We start from the raw sequence: 20,007 nt of genomic DNA on the forward strand, positions 1-20,007 counted from the left end.
GTCTTGGACGAATGCGCACACCTCGTACGGGCCGCCGCCGCACCCCTTGCCTGATGGTCCGTCAGCGGACAGCATGGGCCTCCTCGAACTGAACTGACGATGCGTCAGATAGGGGAGTCCCATGGTGGTCTACGGGATGCAGCTGCCGGTCCAGTCCCAGAGCACCCTCTACGCCGAGTCCTGGGAGGCCGCCGCCGGCCCCGCCGATCTGCTCGCCGTCGCCCGCGCCGCCGACGCGCACGGCTTCGACTACGTCGCGAGCTGCGACCACGTCGCCGTTCCGCGCCGGCTCGCCGGAGCGATGAGCACCGTCTGGTACGACCCGGTCGCCACCCTCGCCTACCTCGCCGCCGCCACCGAGCGGGTCCGGCTGCTGTCCCACGTCGCCGTCGTGGGCCTGCGCCACCCGCTCGTCACGGCCAAGGCGTACGCGACCCTCGACCACCTCTCCGGCGGCCGCCTGGTGCTCGGGGTCGGCGCCGGGCACGTCCAGGAGGAGTTCGAGGCGGTCGGCGCGGACTTCGCCGGGCGCGGCGGCGTGCTCGACGAGACCATCGACGCGCTGCGGGCCGCGCTCGGCCCCGAGGAGTACCCGGAGCACAGCGGTCCCCGCTTCTCCTTCCGTGACCTCGGCCAGCTGCCCCGGCCCGCCCAGGACCGGGTCCCGGTCTGGGTCGGCGGCTCCTCGCCCGCCGCCGTGCGCCGGGCCGCGCTCAAGGGCGACGGCTGGCTGCCGCAGGGCGACCCGCGCGACCGGCTCCCCGGTCAGATCGCGCGGCTGCGGCGGCTGCGCGAGGAGGCCGGGATCGAGGCCCCGCTGACCGTCGGCGCGATCACCGAGGCGCTGTACGTCGGCGAGCCCGGCTGGGACACCGGCCGGCGCACCCTGAGCGGCAAGCCGGAGGTGCTCGCCGAGTCGCTGCGCGCCTACGGAGAGATGGGCGTGCACCAGATCCAGGTGCGGTTCCGCTCCCGGAGCCGTACCGAACTCACCGACCAGATGGCCGCTTTCGCCGCCGAGGTCGCCGTGCATCTCACCTAGAGGAGTCGGACACATGGGCAAGCTGGACGGGCGGGTCGTCGTCGTCACGGGCGCGGCGCGCGGGCAGGGCGAGCAGGAGGCGCGGCTGTTCGCCGCCGAGGGCGCGAAGGTGGTCCTGGCGGACGTCCTGGACGCGCCGGGCGAGGCGCTCGCCAAGGAGCTGGGCGAGGAGCGGGCGGCGTACGTCCACCTCGACGTGACGAGCGAGGCGGACTGGGCGGCGGCCGTGGCCGCGGCGACGGAGCGCTTCGGGCGGATCGACGGCCTTGTGAACAACGCGGGCATCCTGCGCTTCAACGAGCTGGTGTCGACGCCGCTCGCCGAGTTCCAGGCGATCACGCAGGTCAACCAGGTGGGCTGTTTCCTGGGGATCCGCACGGTGGCGCCCGAGATCGAGGCGGCCGGCGGCGGCACGATCGTGAACACCGCCTCGTACACCGGCGTGACCGGCATGGCGGGCGTCGGGGCCTACGCGGCGAGCAAGCACGCCGTGCTCGGTCTCACCCGGGTCGCGGCCCTGGAGCTGGCCGGCAGGGGCATCCGGGTCAACGCCGTCTGCCCGGGCGCGATCGACACCCCGATGAGCAATCCGGAGGGCGTGGATCCGGCGGCGACGGCGGAGCTCTACCGCAGCCTCGTGCCGCTCGGGCGGATCGGCCGCCCGGAGGAGGTGGCGGCCCTGGCGCTCTTCCTGACGTCCGACGACTCGGCGTACATCACGGGCCAGCCGTTCGTCATCGACGGCGGCTGGCTGGCCGGCGTCAGGCTTTTCTGACGCTCCATCAGGTATTGACGCACCTGTCGCACGGTGCGAAAGTCGGGCACATCAACGAATCTGACGAGGCGTCAGAAATCTTCGAGGACGGTGAACTCCCTTGGAATTCGGGATCTTCGTACAGGGATACGTCGGCAAGCGCGCCGAGACCGATCCCGAAGCCGAGCACAAGGCCCTCATGGAGGAGACCGAGTACGTCATCCAGGCGGACCGGTCCGGCTTCAAGTACGCCTGGGCCTCCGAGCACCACTTCCTGGAGGAGTACTCCCACCTCTCCGCCAACGACGTCTACCTCGGGTACCTCGCCCACGCCACCGAGCGCATCCATCTCGGCTCCGGCATCTTCAACCCGCTGGCGCCCGTCAACCACCCGGTGAAGGTCGCCGAGAAGGTCGCCATGCTCGACCACCTCTCCCAGGGCCGCTTCGAGTTCGGCTCCGGCCGCGGCGCCGGCTCCCACGAGATCCTCGGGTTCATGCCGGGCATCACCGACATGAACCACACCAAGGAGATCTGGGAGGAGACGATCGCCGAGTTCCCCAAGATGTGGCTCCAGGACACCTACGCCGGCTTCCAGGGCAAGCACTGGTCGCTCCCGCCGCGCAAGGTCCTGCCCAAGCCGTACGGCAGGTCCCACCCGGCCATGTGGTACGCCGCCGGGTCGCCGTCCTCGTACGCGATGGCGGGCCGCAAGGGGCTCGGGGTCCTCGGCTTCAGTGTGCAGAAGGTCTCCGACATGGAGTGGGTCGTCGAGTCCTACAAGACCGCGATCAAGGAGGCCAAGGCCGTCGGCGACTTCGTCAACGACAACGTCATGGTCACCTCGACGGCGATCTGCGCCGAGACCCACGACAAGGCCGTCGAGATCGCGGTCGGCGGCGGCCTGAACTACCTCCAGTCGCTGCTCTTCCGCTACCACGACACCTTCCCGCGGCCCGAGGGCGTCCCGGAGTGGCCGGAGCTCCTGCCCGAGTACTCCGCCGAGATCATCGAGCTCCTCATCCAGGAGGAGCTGATGATCTGCGGCGACCCGAGCGAGGTGCTCGCCCAGTGCAAGCGGTGGGAGCAGGCGGGCGCGGACCAGCTGTCCTTCGGCCTGCCGATCGGCATCTCCTACGAGGACACGATGAACACGATCAAGCTCATCGGCGAGCACGTCATCCCCGAGATCGACACCGACCCGGTCCACCGCACCACCCGCTTCCGCCAGGCCGCGGGGAGCTGAGCCCCGGGGCCGGCCGGCCCCGCACCTCGAGCGCGGGGCGGTGTCTTCCCGGACCGTCGTCCCGTACCGGCCCCGGCCGGAGGCCGTTCCGCGGCGGCCTCCGGGCCGGGGCGCACCCACGTAGAGCCGCATCGCATCGCACCCGCACCGCAACCCGCGCAGGAAAGGGACGCCATGCTCGACCACCTCATCAAGGGCGCCACCGTCGTGGACGGCACCGGCGCACCCGCGTTCGTCGCCGACGTCGGGATACGCGACGGGCGGATCGTCCTCGCCGAGCCGGGCGCCGCCGCCCGCACCGAGGAGGACGCCACCGGGCTCGTCCTCGCGCCCGGCTTCGTCGACCCGCACACCCACTACGACGCCCAGCTCTTCTGGGATCCCTACGCCACGCCCTCCATGAACCACGGCGTCACCACCGTCGCCGGCGGGAACTGCGGCTTCACCCTCGCCCCGCTCCACCCCGGCCGGCCCGAGGACGCCGACTACACCCGCCGGATGATGTCGAAGGTCGAGGGCATGGCCCTCGCGGCCCTGGAGGAGGGCGTCGACTGGACCTGGTCGTCGTTCGCCGAGTACCTCGACGCCCTCGAAGGGCGGATCGCGGTCAACGCCGGCTTCATGGTCGGCCACTGCGCCCTGCGGCGTTACGTCATGGGGCCGGACGCCGTCGGCGGGCAGCCCACGCCCGAGCAGCTGCGGCAGATGGTCGACCTGCTGAAGGACGCCATGGAGGCCGGCGCCTGGGGCCTGTCCACCACCCAGTCCGCCACCCACTCCGACGGCGACGGCGCTCCCGTCGCCTCCCGCCACGCGACGCCCGCCGAGCTGATCGCCCTGTCCCGGGCCGTCGGCGAGCACGAGGGCACCCAGATCGAGGCGATCCTGGCCGGCTGCCTCGACCAGTTCTCGGACGCCGAGATCGACCTCTTCGTGGAGATGACGGCCGCCGCCGGCCGGCCCCTCAACTGGAACGTCCTCACCATCGACGCCGCCGTCCCCGAGCGCGTCCCGCGCCAGCTCCTCGCGTCCGAGCGGGCCCGCGCGTCCGGCGGCCGGATCGTCGCGCTCACCATGCCGATCCTCACGCCCATGAACATGTCGCTCGGCACCTTCTGCGCGCTCAACCTCATCCCGGGCTGGGGCGAGATCCTCGCCCTGCCCGTGCCCGAGCGAATCGCCCGGCTCCGCGACCCCGAGGTCCGGGCCGAGATGCTGCGCCGCGCCGACTCCAAGGAAGCAGGCGTCTTCCGACGGCTCGCGCACTTCGACCGCTACGTCATCGGCGACACGTACAGCAAGGAGAACCACGGCCTGACCGGGCGGGTCGTTCGGGACATCGCCGCCGAACGCGGCCAGGACGCCTTCCAGTGCCTGGTCGAGATCTGCGCCAACGACGACCTGCGCACCGTCCTGTGGCCGATGCCCACCGACAACGACCCGGCCTCCTGGGCGCTGCGCCGCGAGACCTGGCGGCACGAGGACGTGCTGCTCGGCGGCTCCGACGCGGGCGCGCACCTGGACCGGATGTGCGGGGCGCCGTACACCACCCGCTTCCTCGGCGACTGTCTGCGCGGCCGGAAGCTGGTGCCGCTGGAGCAGGCCGTGAAGATGCTCAGCGACGACCCGGCCCGGCTCTTCGGGCTGCGCGGCCGCGGCCGGATCGCCGAGGGCCACCACGCCGACCTCGTCCTGTTCGACCCGGAGCGGATCGACGCGGGCCCGGCGACGCTCGTGCACGACCTGCCGGGCGACAGCCCACGCCTGGACTCGCGGGCGGTCGGCATCGTGTCGGTGCGGGTCAACGGCGTGGAGACGGTACGGGACGACCGGGTCACGGGCGCGGTCCCGGGCCGGGTGCTGCGCTCGGGCCGCGACACGAGGACGGTGAGCACCCGATGAGGACCGAGCGGCTCTACGTGGGCGGGGAGTGGGTCGAGCCCGACGGCGGGCACTACGAGGTGACCGACCCGGCCACCGGGGAGGTCGTGGGCCTGGCGCCCGAGGCCTCCCGCGCGCAGGTCCACGAGGCGGCCGAGGCGGCCCGCGCGGCCTTCGCGACCTGGTCGCGGACGAAGCCGGAGGAGCGGGCCGCGATCCTGGACCGGGCCGCGGACCTGATGGCCCGCGACGCCGAGGCGAACACCCTGCTGGCCCGGGCCGAGACGGGCGCGACGACGGCGACGGCCCGCGGGATGCAGGTGGCCGTCGGCTCCTCCCGGTTCCGCCGCTACGCGCGCGGCGCGCTCGAGCCGGTGGAGCAGGCGCTGCCGCCGCAGATCAACGAGGCGGGCCCGATGGGCCGGGCCGGGGTGTTCGGGGCGGTGGCGGTGCGGCGCCCGGTCGGCGTGGTCACCTGCATCACCTCGTACAACAATCCCTGGGCGAACCCGGCCGGCAAGATCGCCCCGGCGCTCGCGATGGGCAACACGGTGCTGGTGAAGCCGGCCCCGCAGGACCCGCTGTCGGTGTACGCGATGACCCGGGCCCTCGACGAGGCCGGCGTCCCGGCCGGAGTGGTGAACGTGGTGACCGGTTCGGCGCCCGCCGTGGGCGAGGCGGCCGTGGACTCGCCGGCGGTCGACATGGTCTCGTTCACCGGCTCCACGGCGGTCGGGCAGGCGATCGGCGAGGTGTGCGGCCGGCAGCTGAAGCGGCAGCTGATGGAGCTGGGCGGCAAGGGCGCGGCGCTGGTCTTCGACGACGCCGACCTGGACGCGGCCGTCATGGGCATCGGGACGACGTTCTCCTTCTACAGCGGGCAGATCTGTACGGCTCCGACGCGCGTCCTCGCCCAGCGCGGGATCCACGACCGGCTGGTGGCGCAGCTGGCCGCGTACGCCGGTCATCTGAAGGTGGGGCATCCGGCGGAGCGGGGCACGGTGGTCGGCCCGGTGATCTCGGCGGCGCACCGCGACCGTGTGGAGGCGTACGTCGAGCTGGGGCGCAAGGAGGGCGCCAGGGTGGTGGCGGGCGGCGAGCGGCCGGCCGGGCCCGGTCTCGACTGCGGTTTCTACGTGGCGCCGACGCTGCTCGCGGACTGCACCTCCGAGATGCGGGTGGTGCGGGAGGAGATCTTCGGCCCGGTGGTCGTGGTGGTGCCCTTCGACGACGAGGAGGAGGGCGTGGCGCTGGCGAACGACAGCGACTACGGGCTGATCGACTACGTGTGGTCGGGCGACGTGGCCCGCGCCTTCCGTGTGGCGGGCCGGCTGCGGGCCGGCGGCGTCGGCGTGAACACGATCGGCCGGAACATGGAGGCGCCGTTCGGCGGGTTCAAGAAGAGCGGTGTGGGGCGGGACGTGGGCTCCTACGCGCTGCACGCGTACAGCGAACTGCAGGCGGTGGTGTGGCCCGGCTGAACCCGCTGCCGGAGGGCCTCGAAAAATTCCTTGGGAAAATTTGAAAACGGACATTTGGGGCAGTGCTGCGGTTCCCGCATATCGGACACTCGGCGACGTGCCTACCGGTTGGTCGGGCCGCGCCGTTAGTCGATCTTTCAATCATTGGTGCATGTCCGGATTCGCCCTGGCAATGCAAGGCGATGATCGTTCATCCGAACGGACTTCGATCTTCCGGATGTGGAAACCGCAGCATTTAACGTCCTGTTCATGACTCAGGTGGATGTACGGCCCCAGGCCGGAGACACGGTAAGGGGCGTCCCTGCCCCGGGAGACACCAGTGGCGTGCGCACCAAAGGCCTCGGCGGCAACTCCGTGGGCCTTCTCGGCAGCGCGGTCATCGGCATCTCCACCGTCGCTCCCGTCTACTGCCTGACCTCCACCCTCGGCTCCACCGCCGGCGAGGTCGGCCTGCAGATGCCCGCCGTGTTCCTCGCGGGCTTCCTGCCGATGCTGCTCGTCGCGTTCGCCTACCGCGAGCTCAACAAGCGCATGCCCGACTGCGGCACCTCCTTCACCTGGACCGTCAAGGCCTTCGGCCCCAAGGTCGGCTGGATGTGCGGCTGGGGCCTCGTCATCGCGACGATCATCGTGCTCTCCAACCTGGCCGGCGTCGCGACCTCGTACTTCTGGCTGCTCGCCGGTGAGATCAGCGGCAACGACTCCATCGCCGCCCTGGACGACAACAAGGCCGTCCACATCCTCACCTGCCTCACCCTGATCGCCGCCGCGACCGCGATCAGCTACCGCGGCATGACGGCCACCAAGGGCGTGCAGTACACCCTGGTCGGCCTCCAGCTCGCCGTCCTCGCCGTCTTCGTCGTCATGGCCTTCTCGAAGGCCGGCTCGGTCGACTTCCCGACCGGCGCGAGCTTCTCCTGGTCCTGGCTGAACCCGTTCTCCGTCGGCTCCTTCGCGGCCTTCACCGCCGGCCTCTCGCTGTCGATCTTCATGTACTGGGGCTGGGACACCTGCCTCACGGCCAACGAGGAGACCACCGACAGCGACAAGACGCCCGGCCGCGCCGCGCTCATCTCGATGGTCGTCCTGGTCGGCTCCTACCTCGCCACCGGCGTCGCCGCCCAGATGGTCGTCGGCTCCGGCGACAAGGGCCTCGGCCTCGCGAACCCGGACACCTCCGACAACGTCTTCGCCGCCCTCGCGGGCCCCGTCATGGGCCCCGTCCTCGGCATCGCGCTGTTCGTCGCCGTCCTCGCCTCCGCCGCCGCCAGCCTGCAGACCACCTTCATCCCGGTCGCCCGCACGGTCCTCGCCATGTCCAGCTACGAGGCGCTGCCGCCGTCCTTCGCCAAGGTCCACCCGGTCTTCAAGGTGCCCGGCAAGGCCACCGTCGTCGCCGGCGTCGCGACCGGCGTCTTCTACACCGTGATGACCCTGGTCAGCGAGAACGTCCTGGTCGACACCATCTACGCGCTCGGCCTGATGATCTGCTTCTACTACGCGCTGACGGCCTTCGCCTGCGTGTGGTTCTTCCGCGGCGAGCTCTTCCGCTCCGCCCGCGACCTCGCCTTCAAGGGCGTGATCCCCTTCCTCGGCGGCCTGATGCTGACCGCCGTCTTCGGCAAGACGCTGTACGACATGTGGGACCCGGCCTACGGCTCCGGCTCCGCGGTCCTCGGCGTCGGATCCGTGTTCGTCATCGGCGTCGGGCTGCTGCTGCTCGGCGTGGTGATCATGCTGGTGATGCAGCGCCGCAGCCCCGCGTTCTTCCGCGGCGAGGTGCTCACCAAGGAGACCCCGTCGCTGGTCGTCGAGGACTGACCGACCGGTGAGGGACAGCGGCGAGGTGGCGGGCCCGTGGGGGGTCCCGCCACCTCGTCTTTTCTACGATGCCGCCATGTCGCACACGCCCACGAGGACGAGCCCGCCGGCAGCGAAGGCGCCCACCGCCTGGACGCTGCGCCCGGCCCGGGCGGAGGACGTCGAGACCGTCGCCGAGCTGAAGGCGGTGGTGATGCGGGACGACCTGGAACGGCTCGGCCGTTACGACGACCACCGGGTGCGGCAGCGGCTGCGCGACGAGTTCCGGCCCGCCCACACCTGGGTGATCGAGGTGGCCGGCGCCTTCGCCGGCTGCGTCGCCTTCGCCCCGGACGCGCACGGCCCCGGCCACTACCTGTCCCACTTCTACCTCGCGCCCGAGGCCCAGGGACGGGGCCTCGGCACGGCCGTGCTCACCACGCTCCTCGACCGGGCCGACGCGCGCGCCGCCCCGGTCCGGCTGACCGTGGTCCAGGGCAGCGCGGCACGCCGGCTCTACGAGCGGGCGGGCTTCACCGTCGAGTCCGAGGACCCGGTCGACGTACGGATGGTGCGCGCACCGCGGCTCACCAGCCCGCGCCGGCCGGCTGGCGGGTCGTGACGTTCAGCCGGTTGAAGAGGTTGGTGACGCCCACCATCAGCACGATCGCGGCGAGCTGCTTCTCGTCGTAGTGGTCGGCGGCGGCGTCCCACACCGCGTCCGGCACGGCGTCCGAGGCGTCGGCGAGCCGCGTCGCCGCCTCGGCGAGCGCGAGCGCGGCCCGCTCCTCCTCGGTGAAGTACGGCGTCTCCCGCCACGCGGCGACGGCGAACAGCTTCTCGTCGCTCACACCGTTCTTCCGCGCGCTCCTCGCCCCGAAGTCCACGCAGAACCCGCAGTTGTTGATCTGGCTCGCCCGCAGGTGCACCAGCTCCAGGGTGCTCTCCGGGACACCGGCCTCACGGGTGGCCTTCATCAGCTCCATGATCGCGGGCATCGCGGTCGGCAGGACGGTGGCGGGGTTGCTCATCCGGGCCTTGGTCTCGTGCTGCATGGGGTGCGCTCCTCGCGTCTGCTGGTGCGTGGTCTGTCGTTGCCTTCACCGCACCGACGGAGCGCGCGGGGAGAGTGTGACCGCTTCGGGGAAGTTTTTTTCTGCGCGTGTTCGCCGGGACCCGGGGCCCGTCACGGACGGCCCTGGAACGTGCGCTACCCGGCCTGTCCCGGCGGCTCCGCGATCAGGGCCGTGCCGGCCGTCCGGAAGCCCAGGCGGGCGTAGAGGCGGGCGACGGTGGCGTCCGTCGCGGTGAGGAAGACCGTCTCGACGCCGAGGGCGCGGGCGTCGGCGACCAGGGCGGCCGTCACGGCGAGGCCCAGGCCGCGGCGGCGGGCCTCCGGGCGGGTGCCGACGCCGACGACCTCGGTGACCGGGCCGACCGGCTGGTGCTGGCCCGCCGCGAGCGCGGTGCCGGAGCGGTCGAAGGCGGCGGCGAGGCGGGTGAGGCCCGCCTCGATCCGGGCCGCGACCTGAGTCTCGACGCCGGGAGCGGGCGTGGCGCCGAACGCGGCGTACGGGGCGGCGACGGCGCTGCCCAGTGCCGGGTCGGCCGCGCCCACCATGCGGACGGTGACGTCGTGCGGCGGACTCGGCCGCGCGTCCGCGTCCGCCGTCAGGACCATCAAAGGGTGCTCGTGCACCTCGAGCCCGCTCGCCTCGATCGCCGCCCGCAGGCCCGGCGTCGTCTCCGCGACCCACTCGAACGCCTCCGGCAGGCCCAGTTCCCGCTGCCGGGCCCGCACCTTCTCGACCGTCCCGCCGGACGCCGGGCGCCGCCCGCCGGGCGCGGGCCCGTCGCATCTCAGCCGCACCTCTCGGAAATCCACGCCCCAGCCCCTACCGTGCCCCCATGCGGATCTCGACCACGATCTTCCTGACCGACGAGACCATCACACCCGTCCGGCTCGCCCGCGAGCTGGAGCAGCGCGGCTTCGCCGGGCTCTATCTGCCCGAGCACACCCACATCCCGGTCTCCCGGGACACCGAGCACCCGGCCGGCGGCCCGCTCGCGCGCGAGTACGGGCGCACCCTCGACCCGTTCGTGGCCCTCGGCCAGGCCGCGGCCGTCACCGAGCGGCTCGGGCTCGGGACCGGCGTCACGCTGGTCGCCGAGCACGACCCGATCGCCCTCGCCAAGCGGGTCGCGACCCTCGACCACCTCTCCGGCGGCCGCTTCACCCTCGGCGTCGGCTTCGGCTGGAACCGCGAGGAGGCCGCCGACCACGGCGTCGTCTGGTCCACCCGCCGCGAGCGCACCCGCGACGCCGTCCACCTGATGCGCGCCCTGTGGGCGCCCGAACCCACCGCGTACGAGGGCTCCTTCGGGCACGCGGTCCGCGCCTCCGAAGCCTGGCCGAAACCGCGCCACGGCGCACCCCGCACCCTCGTCGGCGGCGCCGCGGGACCCAAGCTCTTCTCCCACGTCACGGACTACGCCGACGGCTGGATGCCCGTCGGCGGCCGCGGCCTGACCGAGACGCTCCCGGTCCTGCGCACCGCCTGGGAACAGGCCGGCCGCGACCCGAAGGCCCTCCAGGTCGTGCCCTTCGCGGTCCTCCCGACACCGGGCAAGCTCGCCCACTACGAGGCCCTCGGCTGCGAGGAGGTCGTCGTCCAGCTCCCGCCGGCGCCGGAGCGCGAGGTCCTGGACGTCCTCGACGACTTCGCCCGGTACCTGTGAGCCGCTCGTATGCTCGGTCCATGACGGATCACCAGGCGGCACCCAGCTCCGGACCCACCGAGAACGCCATGCGGCGGGCGCTCAGGCGGGCCAGGGACGGAGTCGCGCTCGATGTCGGCGAGGCCGCCGTGCTGCTGCGGGCGCGGGGCGCGGATCTCCAGGCGCTGGTCGAGGTGGCCGGGCGGGTGCGGGACGCGGGGCTCGCCGAGGCCGGCCGGCCCGGGATCATCACGTACTCGAAGAGCGTGTTCATACCGCTCACGCGACTGTGCCGGGACAAGTGCCACTACTGCACCTTCGCGACCGTGCCCGGCAAGCTGCGCCGGGCCGGGCACGGGATGTTCATGTCGCCCGACGAGGTGCTGGACATCGCGCGCAAGGGCGCCGAACTCGGCTGCAAGGAAGCCCTCATCACGCTCGGCGACAAGCCGGAGGACCGCTGGCCCGAGGCCCGCGAGTGGCTGGACGCGCACGGCTACGACGACACCGTCGCGTACGTACGGGCCATGGCGATCCGGATCCTGGAGGAGACCGGGCTCCTCCCGCACCTCAATCCCGGCGTGCTGTCCTGGACCGACTTCCAGCGGCTCAAGCCCGTCGCGCCCAGCATGGGCATGATGCTGGAGACGACCGCCGAGCGGCTGTGGAGCGAGCCCGGAGGCCCGCACCACGGCTCGCCCGACAAGGAGCCCGCCGTGCGGCTGCGCGTCCTGGAGGACGCCGGCCGCTCCTCCGTGCCGTTCACCAGCGGACTGCTGCTCGGCATCGGCGAGACCGTGGAGGAGCGCGCCGAGTCGCTGTTCGCGCTGCGCCGGATCGCCCGCGCCTACCACGGCATCCAGGAGCTGATCATCCAGAACTTCCGCGCCAAGCCGGACACGGCGATGCGCGGCATGCCGGACGCCGAGCTCGACGACCTGGTCGCCACCGTCGCCGTCGCCCGGCTCATCATGGGCCCCGCCGCCTGCCTGCAGGCGCCGCCCAACCTGGTCGACGCCGAGTACGGCCGGCTCATCGCCGCCGGCATCGACGACTGGGGCGGCGTCTCGCCGCTCACCATCGACCACGTCAACCCCGAGCGGCCCTGGCCCCGGATCGAGGAGCTGGCCGAGAAGTCCGCCGCCGCCGGCTTCGAGCTGCGCGAACGGCTCTGCGTCTATCCCGAGTTCGTCACCCGCGGCGAGCCCTGGCTCGACCCGCGGCTGCTGCCGCACGTCCGCGCCCTCGCCGACCCGGACACCGGCCTCGCCGACCCGGACGCGCCGGTGCGCGGCCTGCCCTGGCAGGAGCCCGACGAGACCTTCACCGCGACCTCGGCCGGCACCGGCCGCACCGACCTCCACCGCACCATCGACACGACCGGCCGCACCGGCGACCGCCGCGAGGACTTCGACCACGTCTACGGCGACTGGGACGCCCTGCGCGAGGCCGCCGCGCCCGGCATGGTCCCCGAGCGCATCGACACCGACGTGCGCGAGGCGCTGCGCGTCGCCGCCGACGACCCGACGAGGCTCACCGACCCGCAGGCCCTCGCCCTGCTGCACGCCGACGGGCCGGCCCTCGACGCGCTGTGCGCCGTCGCCGACGACGTCCGCCGGTCGGTCAACGGCGACGACGTCACGTACGTGGTCACCCGCAACATCAACTTCACCAACGTCTGCTACACCGGCTGCCGCTTCTGCGCCTTCGCCCAGCGCCGTACCGACGCCGACGCCTACACCCTCTCCCTCGACCAGGTCGCCGACCGGGCCGCGCAGGCCTGGGACGTGGGCGCGGTCGAGGTCTGCATGCAGGGCGGCATCCACCCCGACCTGCCCGGCACCGCCTACTTCGACATCGCGCGGGCGGTGAAGAAGCGCGTTCCCGGCATGCACGTGCACGCCTTCTCGCCGATGGAGGTCGTCAACGGCGCCTCCCGCACCGGTCTGTCGATCCGCGAGTGGCTCACCGCCGCCAAGGAGGCCGGGCTCGACTCGATCCCGGGCACGGCCGCCGAGATCCTCGACGACGAGATCCGCTGGGTGCTCACCAAGGGCAAGCTGCCCACCGCCACCTGGATCGAGGTGATCACCACCGCCCACGAGCTCGGCATCCGCTCCTCGTCGACGATGATGTACGGGCACGTGGACCAGCCCCGTCACTGGCTCGGCCACTTCCGCACGCTCGCCGGCATCCAGCAGCGGACCGGCGGCTTCACCGAGTTCGTGACGCTGCCCTTCATCCACACCAACGCGCCCGTCTACCTCGCCGGCATCGCCCGCCCCGGCCCGAGCGTCCGCGACAACCGGGCCGTGACCGCCATGGCCCGGCTGCTGCTCCACCCGCACATCCCGAACATCCAGACCAGCTGGGTCAAGCTCGGCGCCGACGGCGCCGCCGAGATGCTCCGCTCCGGCGCGAACGACCTCGGCGGCACGCTGATGGAGGAGACCATCTCCCGTATGGCCGGGTCGAGTTACGGCTCGTACCGCTCCATCCGCGACCTGGAGGCCATCGCGGAGGCGGCCGGCCGCCCGGCGAGGCCGCGGACGACGCTGTACGGCGAGGTCCCGGAGGAGCGGCGACGCACGGCCCGCGCCTCCGACGGCCACCTGCCGGAGCTGCTGCCGCTGCTGCCCGCGGAGTAGCGGCGGGACGCGACACGAACTGCGGTCAAAAGCGGACCGAAGGGCGTCCGAACTTAAAACGTTCCGCCCCCCGAACGAGCGCATCCGGTCTATTACAGTGCTGCGCAGACCGGTTCACGGGACCTCGGACGGGGGGAGGGCACGTCGTGACCACCACAGCCGCGGTCGTGTGGGGCCGCACCGAGCAGCAGGACTTCCGGGCCAGGGTCCGCGGCTGCCTGCTCGGCGGGGCGGTCGGCGACGCGCTCGGCGCCGGGGCGGAGGGGCGGACGCTCGCCGAGCTCCGCGCGGCCCACGGCCCCGAGGGCCTGACCGAACCGGTCCCGGCGCACGGCCGCCGGGGCGCCGTCACCGCCGCCACGCAGATGTCCCTGTTCACCGTCGACGGCCTCGTCCGCGCCCAGGTCCGGCGCGACACCGGCGCCTGGCACCCGCCCACCGACGTCCACCGGGCGCACCTGCGCTGGGCCGCCACCCAGCGCGACTGGGGCCCCGACGAGCGGCGCCCCGACCTGGGCTGGCTGGGCCGCGAGGAATGGCTCTACGCCCGCCGGAACCCGGCCCGGGCCTGCCTGACCGGCCTCGGCGACGAGGTCCTCGGCACCCTGGACCGGCCCAAGAACCCGGAGGCGGCCGACTCCGGCGCCCTGGTCCGCTCGGCGCCCTTCGGGCTGCTCGTCGGCTGGGAGCCGCAGCTGGTCTGCCAGCTCGCGGTGGAGTGCGCGGCGCAGACGCACGGCGCGCCGGCCGCCTTTCTGTCGGCCGGCGCCCTCGCGGTCGTCGTGCACGGCCTGGCCCGCGGCGACAGCGTGGACGGTGCCGTCCGCACGGCCGTCGCCCAGCTGGCCCCGCGCCCCGGCCACGAGCCGGTGACGGACGCCCTGGAGGCCGCGCTCGGAGCCGTACGCCAGGGCATGCCGGACGCGGAGCGGGTGACGGCGCTCGGGGCGGGCGAGGACCGGGCCGAGGGCCAGCTGGCGGCGGCGGTCTACTGCGCGCTGGTCGGCGAGGACATCCGGCACGGCCTGCGGCTCGCGGTCAACCACGACGGCCCGTCGGCGGCGACCGGCGCCCTCACCGGCGCGCTGCTCGGCGCCCTGCACGGCGAGACGGCCCTCCCGCCGGCCTGGGTGGCCGGACTCGAGGGCCGCGCCACGGTCCTGGAGCTCGCGGACGACTTCGCGATGGAGATGACCCAGGGCGCCGCCCTGCACGGGCCGGGCACGGACGAGACCACGTCGGGCTGGCTGGCCCGCTATCCGAGAGGCTGACCGGCCCGCCGTCCGAGCGGCCGGCCGGACCGCTAGGCGAGAGGCTGACCGGACCGGTCGCCGGCCTGCGCCGGGACGGCGGCCGCGCCGTCGCCGTCGCCGTTGATGCGGTCCAGGAGCGCGTCCCGCTCGGGCGTGGCCTCCGGCCTCACGTAGCCGATCAGCACGTACAGCACCAGCGAGGTGGCGAGCGGCGCGACGATCTGGATCTGGAGCTCGACGCCGTCGAGACCGTAGTGGGTGAGCCAGAAGGCGAGGAGCCCGGCCGCCCAGGACACGAGCGCCGCCGTCGGCCCGGACCTGCGGAAGGCGCGCAGCAGCCCGAGCATGAACGGGATCGCGATCGGCCCCATGAGCCCGGCCACCCACGTGATGACGACCGTGATGATGTCCTTGAAGGCGGGCGAGTTCACCTGGGTGGCGACCGCCATCGACAGGCCGAGGAAGGCGACCGTCGACCAGCGCGCCGCGAGCAGACCGGCGGCCTGCGACCAGGTGCGGGCGGCCTTGCTCAGGACGGGTGCGATGTCCCGGGTGAAGACGGCCGCGATGGCGTTGGCGTCGGAGGAGCACATGGCCATGGTGTGCGAGAAGAAGCCGACGACCACGAGGCCGAGCAGCCCATGCGGCAGCAGCTGCTCGGTCATCAGCGCGTACGCGTCGGAGGCGTCGGGCTTCGTGGGCCGCACGAGCAGCGGCGCGCACCACATGGGGAAGAAGAGGACGAGCGGCCAGACGAGCCACAGCGCGGCGGAGAGCCGGCCGGAGCGGGTGGCCTCGCGGGCGGTCGGCGTGGCCATGTAGCGCTGGGCCTGGTTCCACATGCCGCCGCTGTACTCGAAGGTCTTGATGAAGAGGTACGCGAGGAGGAAGGTCAGCGTGTACGGGCCGGCCGTCGGCGCCGTGTGGCCGTGCAGTTCGGGCCGGTCCCAGACGGTCCACAGCGCCTCGATCCCGCCGAGCCGGCCGAGCACGGCCACGAGCATGGCGACGCCGGCGAGCAGCTGGATGACGAACTGGCCGAGTTCGGTGAGCGCGTCCGCCCACAGGCCGCCGACCGTGCAGTAGATGCCGGTGACGACGCCGGTGACGAGGATGCCCTGATTGAGGGAGATCCCGGTGAAGACGGACAGCAGGGTGGTGATGGCGGCCCACTTGGCGCCCACGTCCACGATCTTCAGCAGGACGCCGGACCAGGCGAGGGCCTGCTGGGTGGGCAGGTTGTAGCGGTTCTTCAGGTACTCGAGCGGCGAGGCGACGTGCAGCCGGGAGCGGAGCCGGTTGAGGCGGGGCGCGAAGAGGTGGGCGCCGACGGCGATGCCGAGCGCGATGGGGAAGGACCAGGTGACGTAGGAGGTGACGCCGTAGGTGTAGGCGATGCCCGCGTACCCGGTGAACATCACGGCGCTGTAGCCGGACATGTGGTGGGAGATGCCGGAGAGCCACCAGGGCATGCGGCCGCCCGCGGTGAAGAAGTCGGAGACGTCGTCCACGCGCTTGTGGGACCAGACGCCGATCGCGACCATGACGCCGAAGTAGCCGATGAGCACGGCCCAGTCGAGACTGTCCATTGCGTCCCCTCCATGAGGTCCGGTCCGCCTTCTGAACGCGGTTCATGGTGTGGGGAGTTGAAAGGCGGCCACAATGCAGGGGAGGGTCAAGGGACGGTAAAATCGTTCGGTTTACTGACCCTTGTTCATGTCCATGAACATGTGATCCGGCTCCGGGAAGGGCGTCAGCGCATCAGCTCACCCGCGTTCACCAGCAGCGACTGACCCGTGATCGCCCGCGCCCGGTCCGAGGCCAGGAAGGCCACCGCCTCCGCCACGTCCCCGTCCGTCGCCAGCTCCGGAAGCGCCATCCGCTCGGTCAGCCGGCCCAGCACCTCCGTCTCCGGCACCTGCTCGGTGTGCGCCGTGAACTGCACGTACGCCTGGACCGGCGGCCCCCACATCCAGCCCGGCAGCACGGTGTTGACCCTGATCCGGTGCGGGCCGAGCTCGTGCGCCAGCGAGTACATGGCCGAGGTCAGCGCGCCCTTCGAGGCCGCGTACGCCGCCTGCCGCACCTGGGAGGGCGCGGCCACCGCCGACTGCGTGCCGATCAGCACGACCGAACCGCCGCCCCGCGCCTTCAGGCCCGGCAGGCAGGCCCGGGTCATCCGCAGCGTGCCGAGCAGGTTCACGTCCAGGACGCCCTGCCAGGTCGCGAAGTCGGCGTCCTCGAGTCCGCCGAAGTACGAGTCCCAGGCGGCCACGTGCACCACCGCGTCGATCCCGCCGAAGCGCTCGACCGCGAGCGCGGCCAGCGCCTCGCACTGCGCCTCGTCGGTGATGTCGGTGGACAGGAAGGCGGTCCTGGTGCCCTCCGGGTCGATCTCCGCGGCCGACTTGGCCAGATTGGCCTGGGTGCGCGCCCCGAGCACCGCCCGGCCTCCGTCCCGTACCACCGTCTCGGCGACCCGGTGTCCGAGCCCGGCGCCGACACCGGACACGACGACGGTCTTTCCCTGAAGAAGCATCGTCTCTCCTTGAGGCTGGCCATCTATCTGACGGCCCGTCAGAGTAGGTGGCAGTCGCCCACAAGGGAAGGGGAGAAGAGTGAGCGAGGAGACGAGGAACGGGACGGGGAGCGGGACGGGGAGCGGGGCCGGTGGCGGGGCGGGAATCGAGGCGTACGCGGAGCTGGCGTCGGCCGGCCCGTACGGCGTCCGGCCCGGCCACGCCCTGATCACCATGGTGGAACCGCATCCCGGCCACGAGTACGCCTACAACCGCTGGTACGAGGACGACCACTACTACGCCGGCGCCATGGCCATGCCCTGGATGTACGCGGGCCGCCGCTGGGTCGCCACCCGCGAACTCCAGGCGCTCCGCGGCCCGGAGAAGTCCGCGGTCGCCCAGCCGGTCACCGCCGGCTGCTACCTCTCCACCTACTGGATCACCGACGGCCGCTACGACGAGCACATGAAGTGGACCGTCGCCATCAACAAGCGGCTGAACCGCGACGCGCGGGTCTACCACGACCGGACCCACGTCTTCACGTCGTTCCAGGACCACGAGGTGACCGTCTACCGCGACGGCGCCGCCGGGCCGCGCGACGTCCACGCGCTCGACCATCCCTATGCCGGCCTGATCCTCCAGGTGATCGACGCCGAAGGGCCCGAGCGGCGGGCCGAGCTGGTGGAGCGGCTGCGCTCGCGCGAGCTGCCGCGGCTGCTGGCCGGATCGCCCGCGGCCATGGTGACGGTCTTCCGGCCGACGCCGCTGCCGGGCGACCGGATGACCTACGTGAAGCAGGTGGAGGGCGTCGACACCCGGCTGACCCTGCTGTGGTTCCTGGAGCGCGATCCGCGCGACTGCTGGCAGGACCACTTCACCGGCCTGGAGGCGATGGCGCGGGACGGGGGAGGCGGCTGCCGGGTGGAGCTGGTGGCGCCGTTCGTTCCCACGGTGCCGGGGACCGACCGCTACGTCGACGAGCTGCGCTAGCCGCACGGGGGCGGGGCGGGAGGGGGAGGGTCCGGGGCGGGTCAGGACGGGGCGGGTCAGGGCGGGGCCGGGACAAGAGCCGAGCCCCCTCGGCCAGGACGGCGGACCGGTCGAGAGGGCTCATTCCATGACGCGCTGGGACAGCGGCGCGGGGTCACAGGGCCCCGGCGCTCACCTCGCCCACGAACGCGCTCCACGAGTCCGGTCCGAAGGAGAGGGCGGGACCCTCGGGAGCCTTCGAGTCGCGCACCGCGATCGCGGTCACGACGGGCGACTTCACTTCGACGCAGGCTCCGTTGCCACCGGAATACGAGGACTTCGTCCAGGTGTCCGTTCCGCCCTTAACAATGGCCATGTTTCTCACTCCGGTTCTGCCAGTGCTGCCAGTAGGTGTCGCGCCAACTTCTTGCTTTGGCGTGATCGACGCTACTGCCCCGGTCCCGTGGTGCGGGACCGTCGTTCACTCGACCGGATGGCATATTCCAACCGCGCTTCCGCCGGGGCGAGTCGAGGGTGTACCGTACCTGCCTCTTCCCTCCCGCCCCGGCCGAATGTCGGCATTCAGGCGGTGTCGCCCTCAGTCGCCCGTGGTCGCCCTCATTTGCCGCTCGCGTACGCCTTCGCAATGTCCATCACGAACTCACGCGTGTCCTCCGCATTCAGCGCCTGCGCCCGCAGGTGCTCGTACATCACGCTGTACTTGCCGACGTCCTGCGCCTTCTCCAGATACAGGTCGCTCGTCACGCCCTCGATGTAGACCACGGACGAGTCGGAGGTGTCCGGGAATTCCAGGATCGCGTAATGCCCGCTGATGCCCGGATGCGCGCCCATGTGGAACGGCAGCACCTGCACCGTCACGTGCGGCAGGTGCGACTGCTCCACCAGGTGCTCCAGCTGCTCCACCATCAGCTGCTTGTTGCCCACCACGCGGCGCAGCGCGCCCTCGTCGATGACCGCCCACAGCCGCAGCGGACGCTCCTCGTCCTTGATGCGGTCCTGGCGGCGGGTGCGCACGGTGACCCGCTTGTCGATGTCGGCCGGCGTGGACTCCGGCAGCGCGCCGCTGATCACGGCCTCGGCGTACGCGTGGGTCTGCAGCAGGCCCGGGATGATCTGCGGCTCGTACACGCGCAGGCTCTCCGCGTCCGTCTCCAGACCGATGTAGACGCTGTACGGGATGTCGCCGAAGGCGTGCCACCAGCCCTGCTGGCGCGAGTCCTTGGCCATCTGCATGAGCGAGTTGACCATGTGCTCGTCCTCGACCTCGTACACCCCGCACAGGTCGCGGACGTCGCGCTGGCTGATCGAGCGCCGGCCGTTCTCGAGGCGGCTGATCTTGGACTGGGAGACGAGGAGGCGCTCGGCGACCTGCTCGGCGGTCATGCCCTTCGCCTCACGGAGCTTGCGCAGCTCCTGGCCCAATCGGCGTCGCCTGACGGTGGGGTTGACACTGGACGCCACGAAAACTGCACCTCCGGCTGTCTGCTGCGCGTAGCTGTGAGTATCTACTGCTTGGCAGACTGCCACCAAAGGTGCGGTGTGCGCTGGGAAATGGCGACAACGCAACGGGACGACGCAACGGTGCGGGGCGGCCGTGGGGACGGCCGTCCCGCACGCGTATGCGGTGCCGGTGGTGCGCCTTCGGACGTGCCTGAGCGTGTGTCTGAACGTGTGG

17 protein-coding genes are annotated in these 20,007 nt (G+C 72.2%); 11 read left to right on the forward strand and 6 right to left on the reverse strand.

Features of this window, described 5'->3' with window-relative positions; translation table 11 throughout:
• The first annotated feature begins 121 nt into the window (after positions 1-121).
• From ACIGO8_RS31185 to ACIGO8_RS31215, 7 genes are all read left to right on the forward strand, one after another.
• Complete coding sequence (locus ACIGO8_RS31185; protein ID WP_399737651.1) at positions 122-1,042, forward strand: TIGR03619 family F420-dependent LLM class oxidoreductase; 921 nt, start codon at positions 122-124, stop codon at positions 1,040-1,042.
• Between the two features lie 13 nt (positions 1,043-1,055).
• Positions 1,056-1,817 carry an SDR family NAD(P)-dependent oxidoreductase gene (locus tag ACIGO8_RS31190; protein ID WP_399737653.1) on the forward strand — a complete coding sequence of 254 codons (762 nt, stop codon included), beginning with the start codon at positions 1,056-1,058 and terminating at the stop codon, positions 1,815-1,817.
• Positions 1,818-1,917: 100 nt separating this feature from the next.
• Positions 1,918-3,042 (forward strand): LLM class flavin-dependent oxidoreductase, encoded by a 1,125-nt coding sequence (locus ACIGO8_RS31195; RefSeq protein WP_399737655.1) that lies wholly within the window; start codon positions 1,918-1,920, stop codon positions 3,040-3,042.
• Between the two features lie 174 nt (positions 3,043-3,216).
• Positions 3,217-4,944, forward strand: coding sequence for an amidohydrolase family protein (locus ACIGO8_RS31200; protein ID WP_399737657.1), 1,728 nt, complete (start codon positions 3,217-3,219; stop codon positions 4,942-4,944).
• A complete protein-coding gene (locus ACIGO8_RS31205) occupies positions 4,941-6,404 on the forward strand; it encodes an aldehyde dehydrogenase family protein (RefSeq protein WP_399737659.1) in 1,464 nt (487 codons plus the stop codon). Before ACIGO8_RS31200 ends, ACIGO8_RS31205 begins: the two co-directional genes overlap by 4 nt.
• Before the next feature lie 249 nt (positions 6,405-6,653).
• Entirely contained in the window at positions 6,654-8,225 is a 1,572-nt protein-coding gene (locus tag ACIGO8_RS31210) for an APC family permease (RefSeq protein WP_399737661.1), read from the forward strand.
• Positions 8,226-8,301: 76 nt separating this feature from the next.
• The gene (locus ACIGO8_RS31215; protein WP_399737663.1) at positions 8,302-8,826 is read left to right on the forward strand and encodes a GNAT family N-acetyltransferase; all 525 of its coding nucleotides are present in this window, start codon (positions 8,302-8,304) and stop codon (positions 8,824-8,826) included.
• Here the strand turns inward: ACIGO8_RS31215 and ACIGO8_RS31220 are convergent.
• Together ACIGO8_RS31220 and ACIGO8_RS31225 are read right to left on the reverse strand one after the other, a co-directional pair.
• Positions 8,792-9,259 (reverse strand): carboxymuconolactone decarboxylase family protein, encoded by a 468-nt coding sequence (locus tag ACIGO8_RS31220; RefSeq protein WP_399737666.1) that lies wholly within the window; start codon positions 9,257-9,259, stop codon positions 8,792-8,794. The two genes, ACIGO8_RS31215 and ACIGO8_RS31220, sit on opposite strands and share 35 nt — an antisense overlap.
• A gap of 155 nt (positions 9,260-9,414) precedes the next feature.
• Positions 9,415-10,089: a GNAT family N-acetyltransferase gene (locus tag ACIGO8_RS31225; RefSeq protein WP_399737668.1), complete on the reverse strand. Its 675-nt coding sequence runs from the start codon at positions 10,087-10,089 to the stop codon at positions 9,415-9,417.
• 23 nt (positions 10,090-10,112) lie between these two features.
• Here ACIGO8_RS31225 and ACIGO8_RS31230 point away from each other — a divergent pair, with 23 nt between their 5' ends.
• From ACIGO8_RS31230 to ACIGO8_RS31240, 3 genes are all read left to right on the forward strand, one after another.
• Positions 10,113-10,943, forward strand: a complete 831-nt coding sequence (locus ACIGO8_RS31230; RefSeq protein ID WP_399737671.1) for a TIGR03619 family F420-dependent LLM class oxidoreductase — start codon at positions 10,113-10,115, stop codon at positions 10,941-10,943.
• 20 nt (positions 10,944-10,963) lie between these two features.
• Complete coding sequence (locus ACIGO8_RS31235) at positions 10,964-13,570, forward strand: bifunctional FO biosynthesis protein CofGH (protein WP_399737673.1); 2,607 nt, start codon at positions 10,964-10,966, stop codon at positions 13,568-13,570.
• Between the two features lie 146 nt (positions 13,571-13,716).
• Entirely contained in the window at positions 13,717-14,841 is a 1,125-nt protein-coding gene (locus tag ACIGO8_RS31240) for an ADP-ribosylglycohydrolase family protein (protein WP_399737675.1), read from the forward strand.
• A gap of 32 nt (positions 14,842-14,873) precedes the next feature.
• On the opposite strand, the gene ACIGO8_RS31245 is transcribed toward ACIGO8_RS31240, so the two are convergent.
• Positions 14,874-16,412: a sodium:solute symporter family protein gene (locus ACIGO8_RS31245; protein ID WP_399737676.1), complete on the reverse strand. Its 1,539-nt coding sequence runs from the start codon at positions 16,410-16,412 to the stop codon at positions 14,874-14,876.
• Between the two features lie 164 nt (positions 16,413-16,576).
• On the reverse strand, positions 16,577-17,362 hold the full coding sequence (locus ACIGO8_RS31250; RefSeq protein WP_399737678.1) for an SDR family oxidoreductase: 786 nt from the start codon (positions 17,360-17,362) through the stop codon (positions 16,577-16,579).
• A gap of 79 nt (positions 17,363-17,441) precedes the next feature.
• On the opposite strand from ACIGO8_RS31250, the gene ACIGO8_RS31255 reads away from it, so the two are divergent.
• Positions 17,442-18,332 (forward strand): hypothetical protein, encoded by an 891-nt coding sequence (locus ACIGO8_RS31255; RefSeq protein WP_399737680.1) that lies wholly within the window; start codon positions 17,442-17,444, stop codon positions 18,330-18,332.
• Between the two features lie 154 nt (positions 18,333-18,486).
• Here the strand turns inward: ACIGO8_RS31255 and ACIGO8_RS31260 are convergent, their stop codons facing one another.
• A complete protein-coding gene (locus tag ACIGO8_RS31260) occupies positions 18,487-18,687 on the reverse strand; it encodes a DUF397 domain-containing protein (RefSeq protein ID WP_399737682.1) in 201 nt (66 codons plus the stop codon).
• Positions 18,688-18,929: 242 nt separating this feature from the next.
• Positions 18,930-19,793, reverse strand: coding sequence for a helix-turn-helix domain-containing protein (locus ACIGO8_RS31265; protein WP_399737684.1), 864 nt, complete (start codon positions 19,791-19,793; stop codon positions 18,930-18,932).
• Positions 19,794-20,007 lie beyond the last annotated feature (214 nt).

The sequence above is a fragment of the Streptomyces sp. NPDC053493 genome, from assembly GCF_044544825.1.
GTDB lineage: Bacteria > Actinomycetota > Actinomycetes > Streptomycetales > Streptomycetaceae > Streptomyces.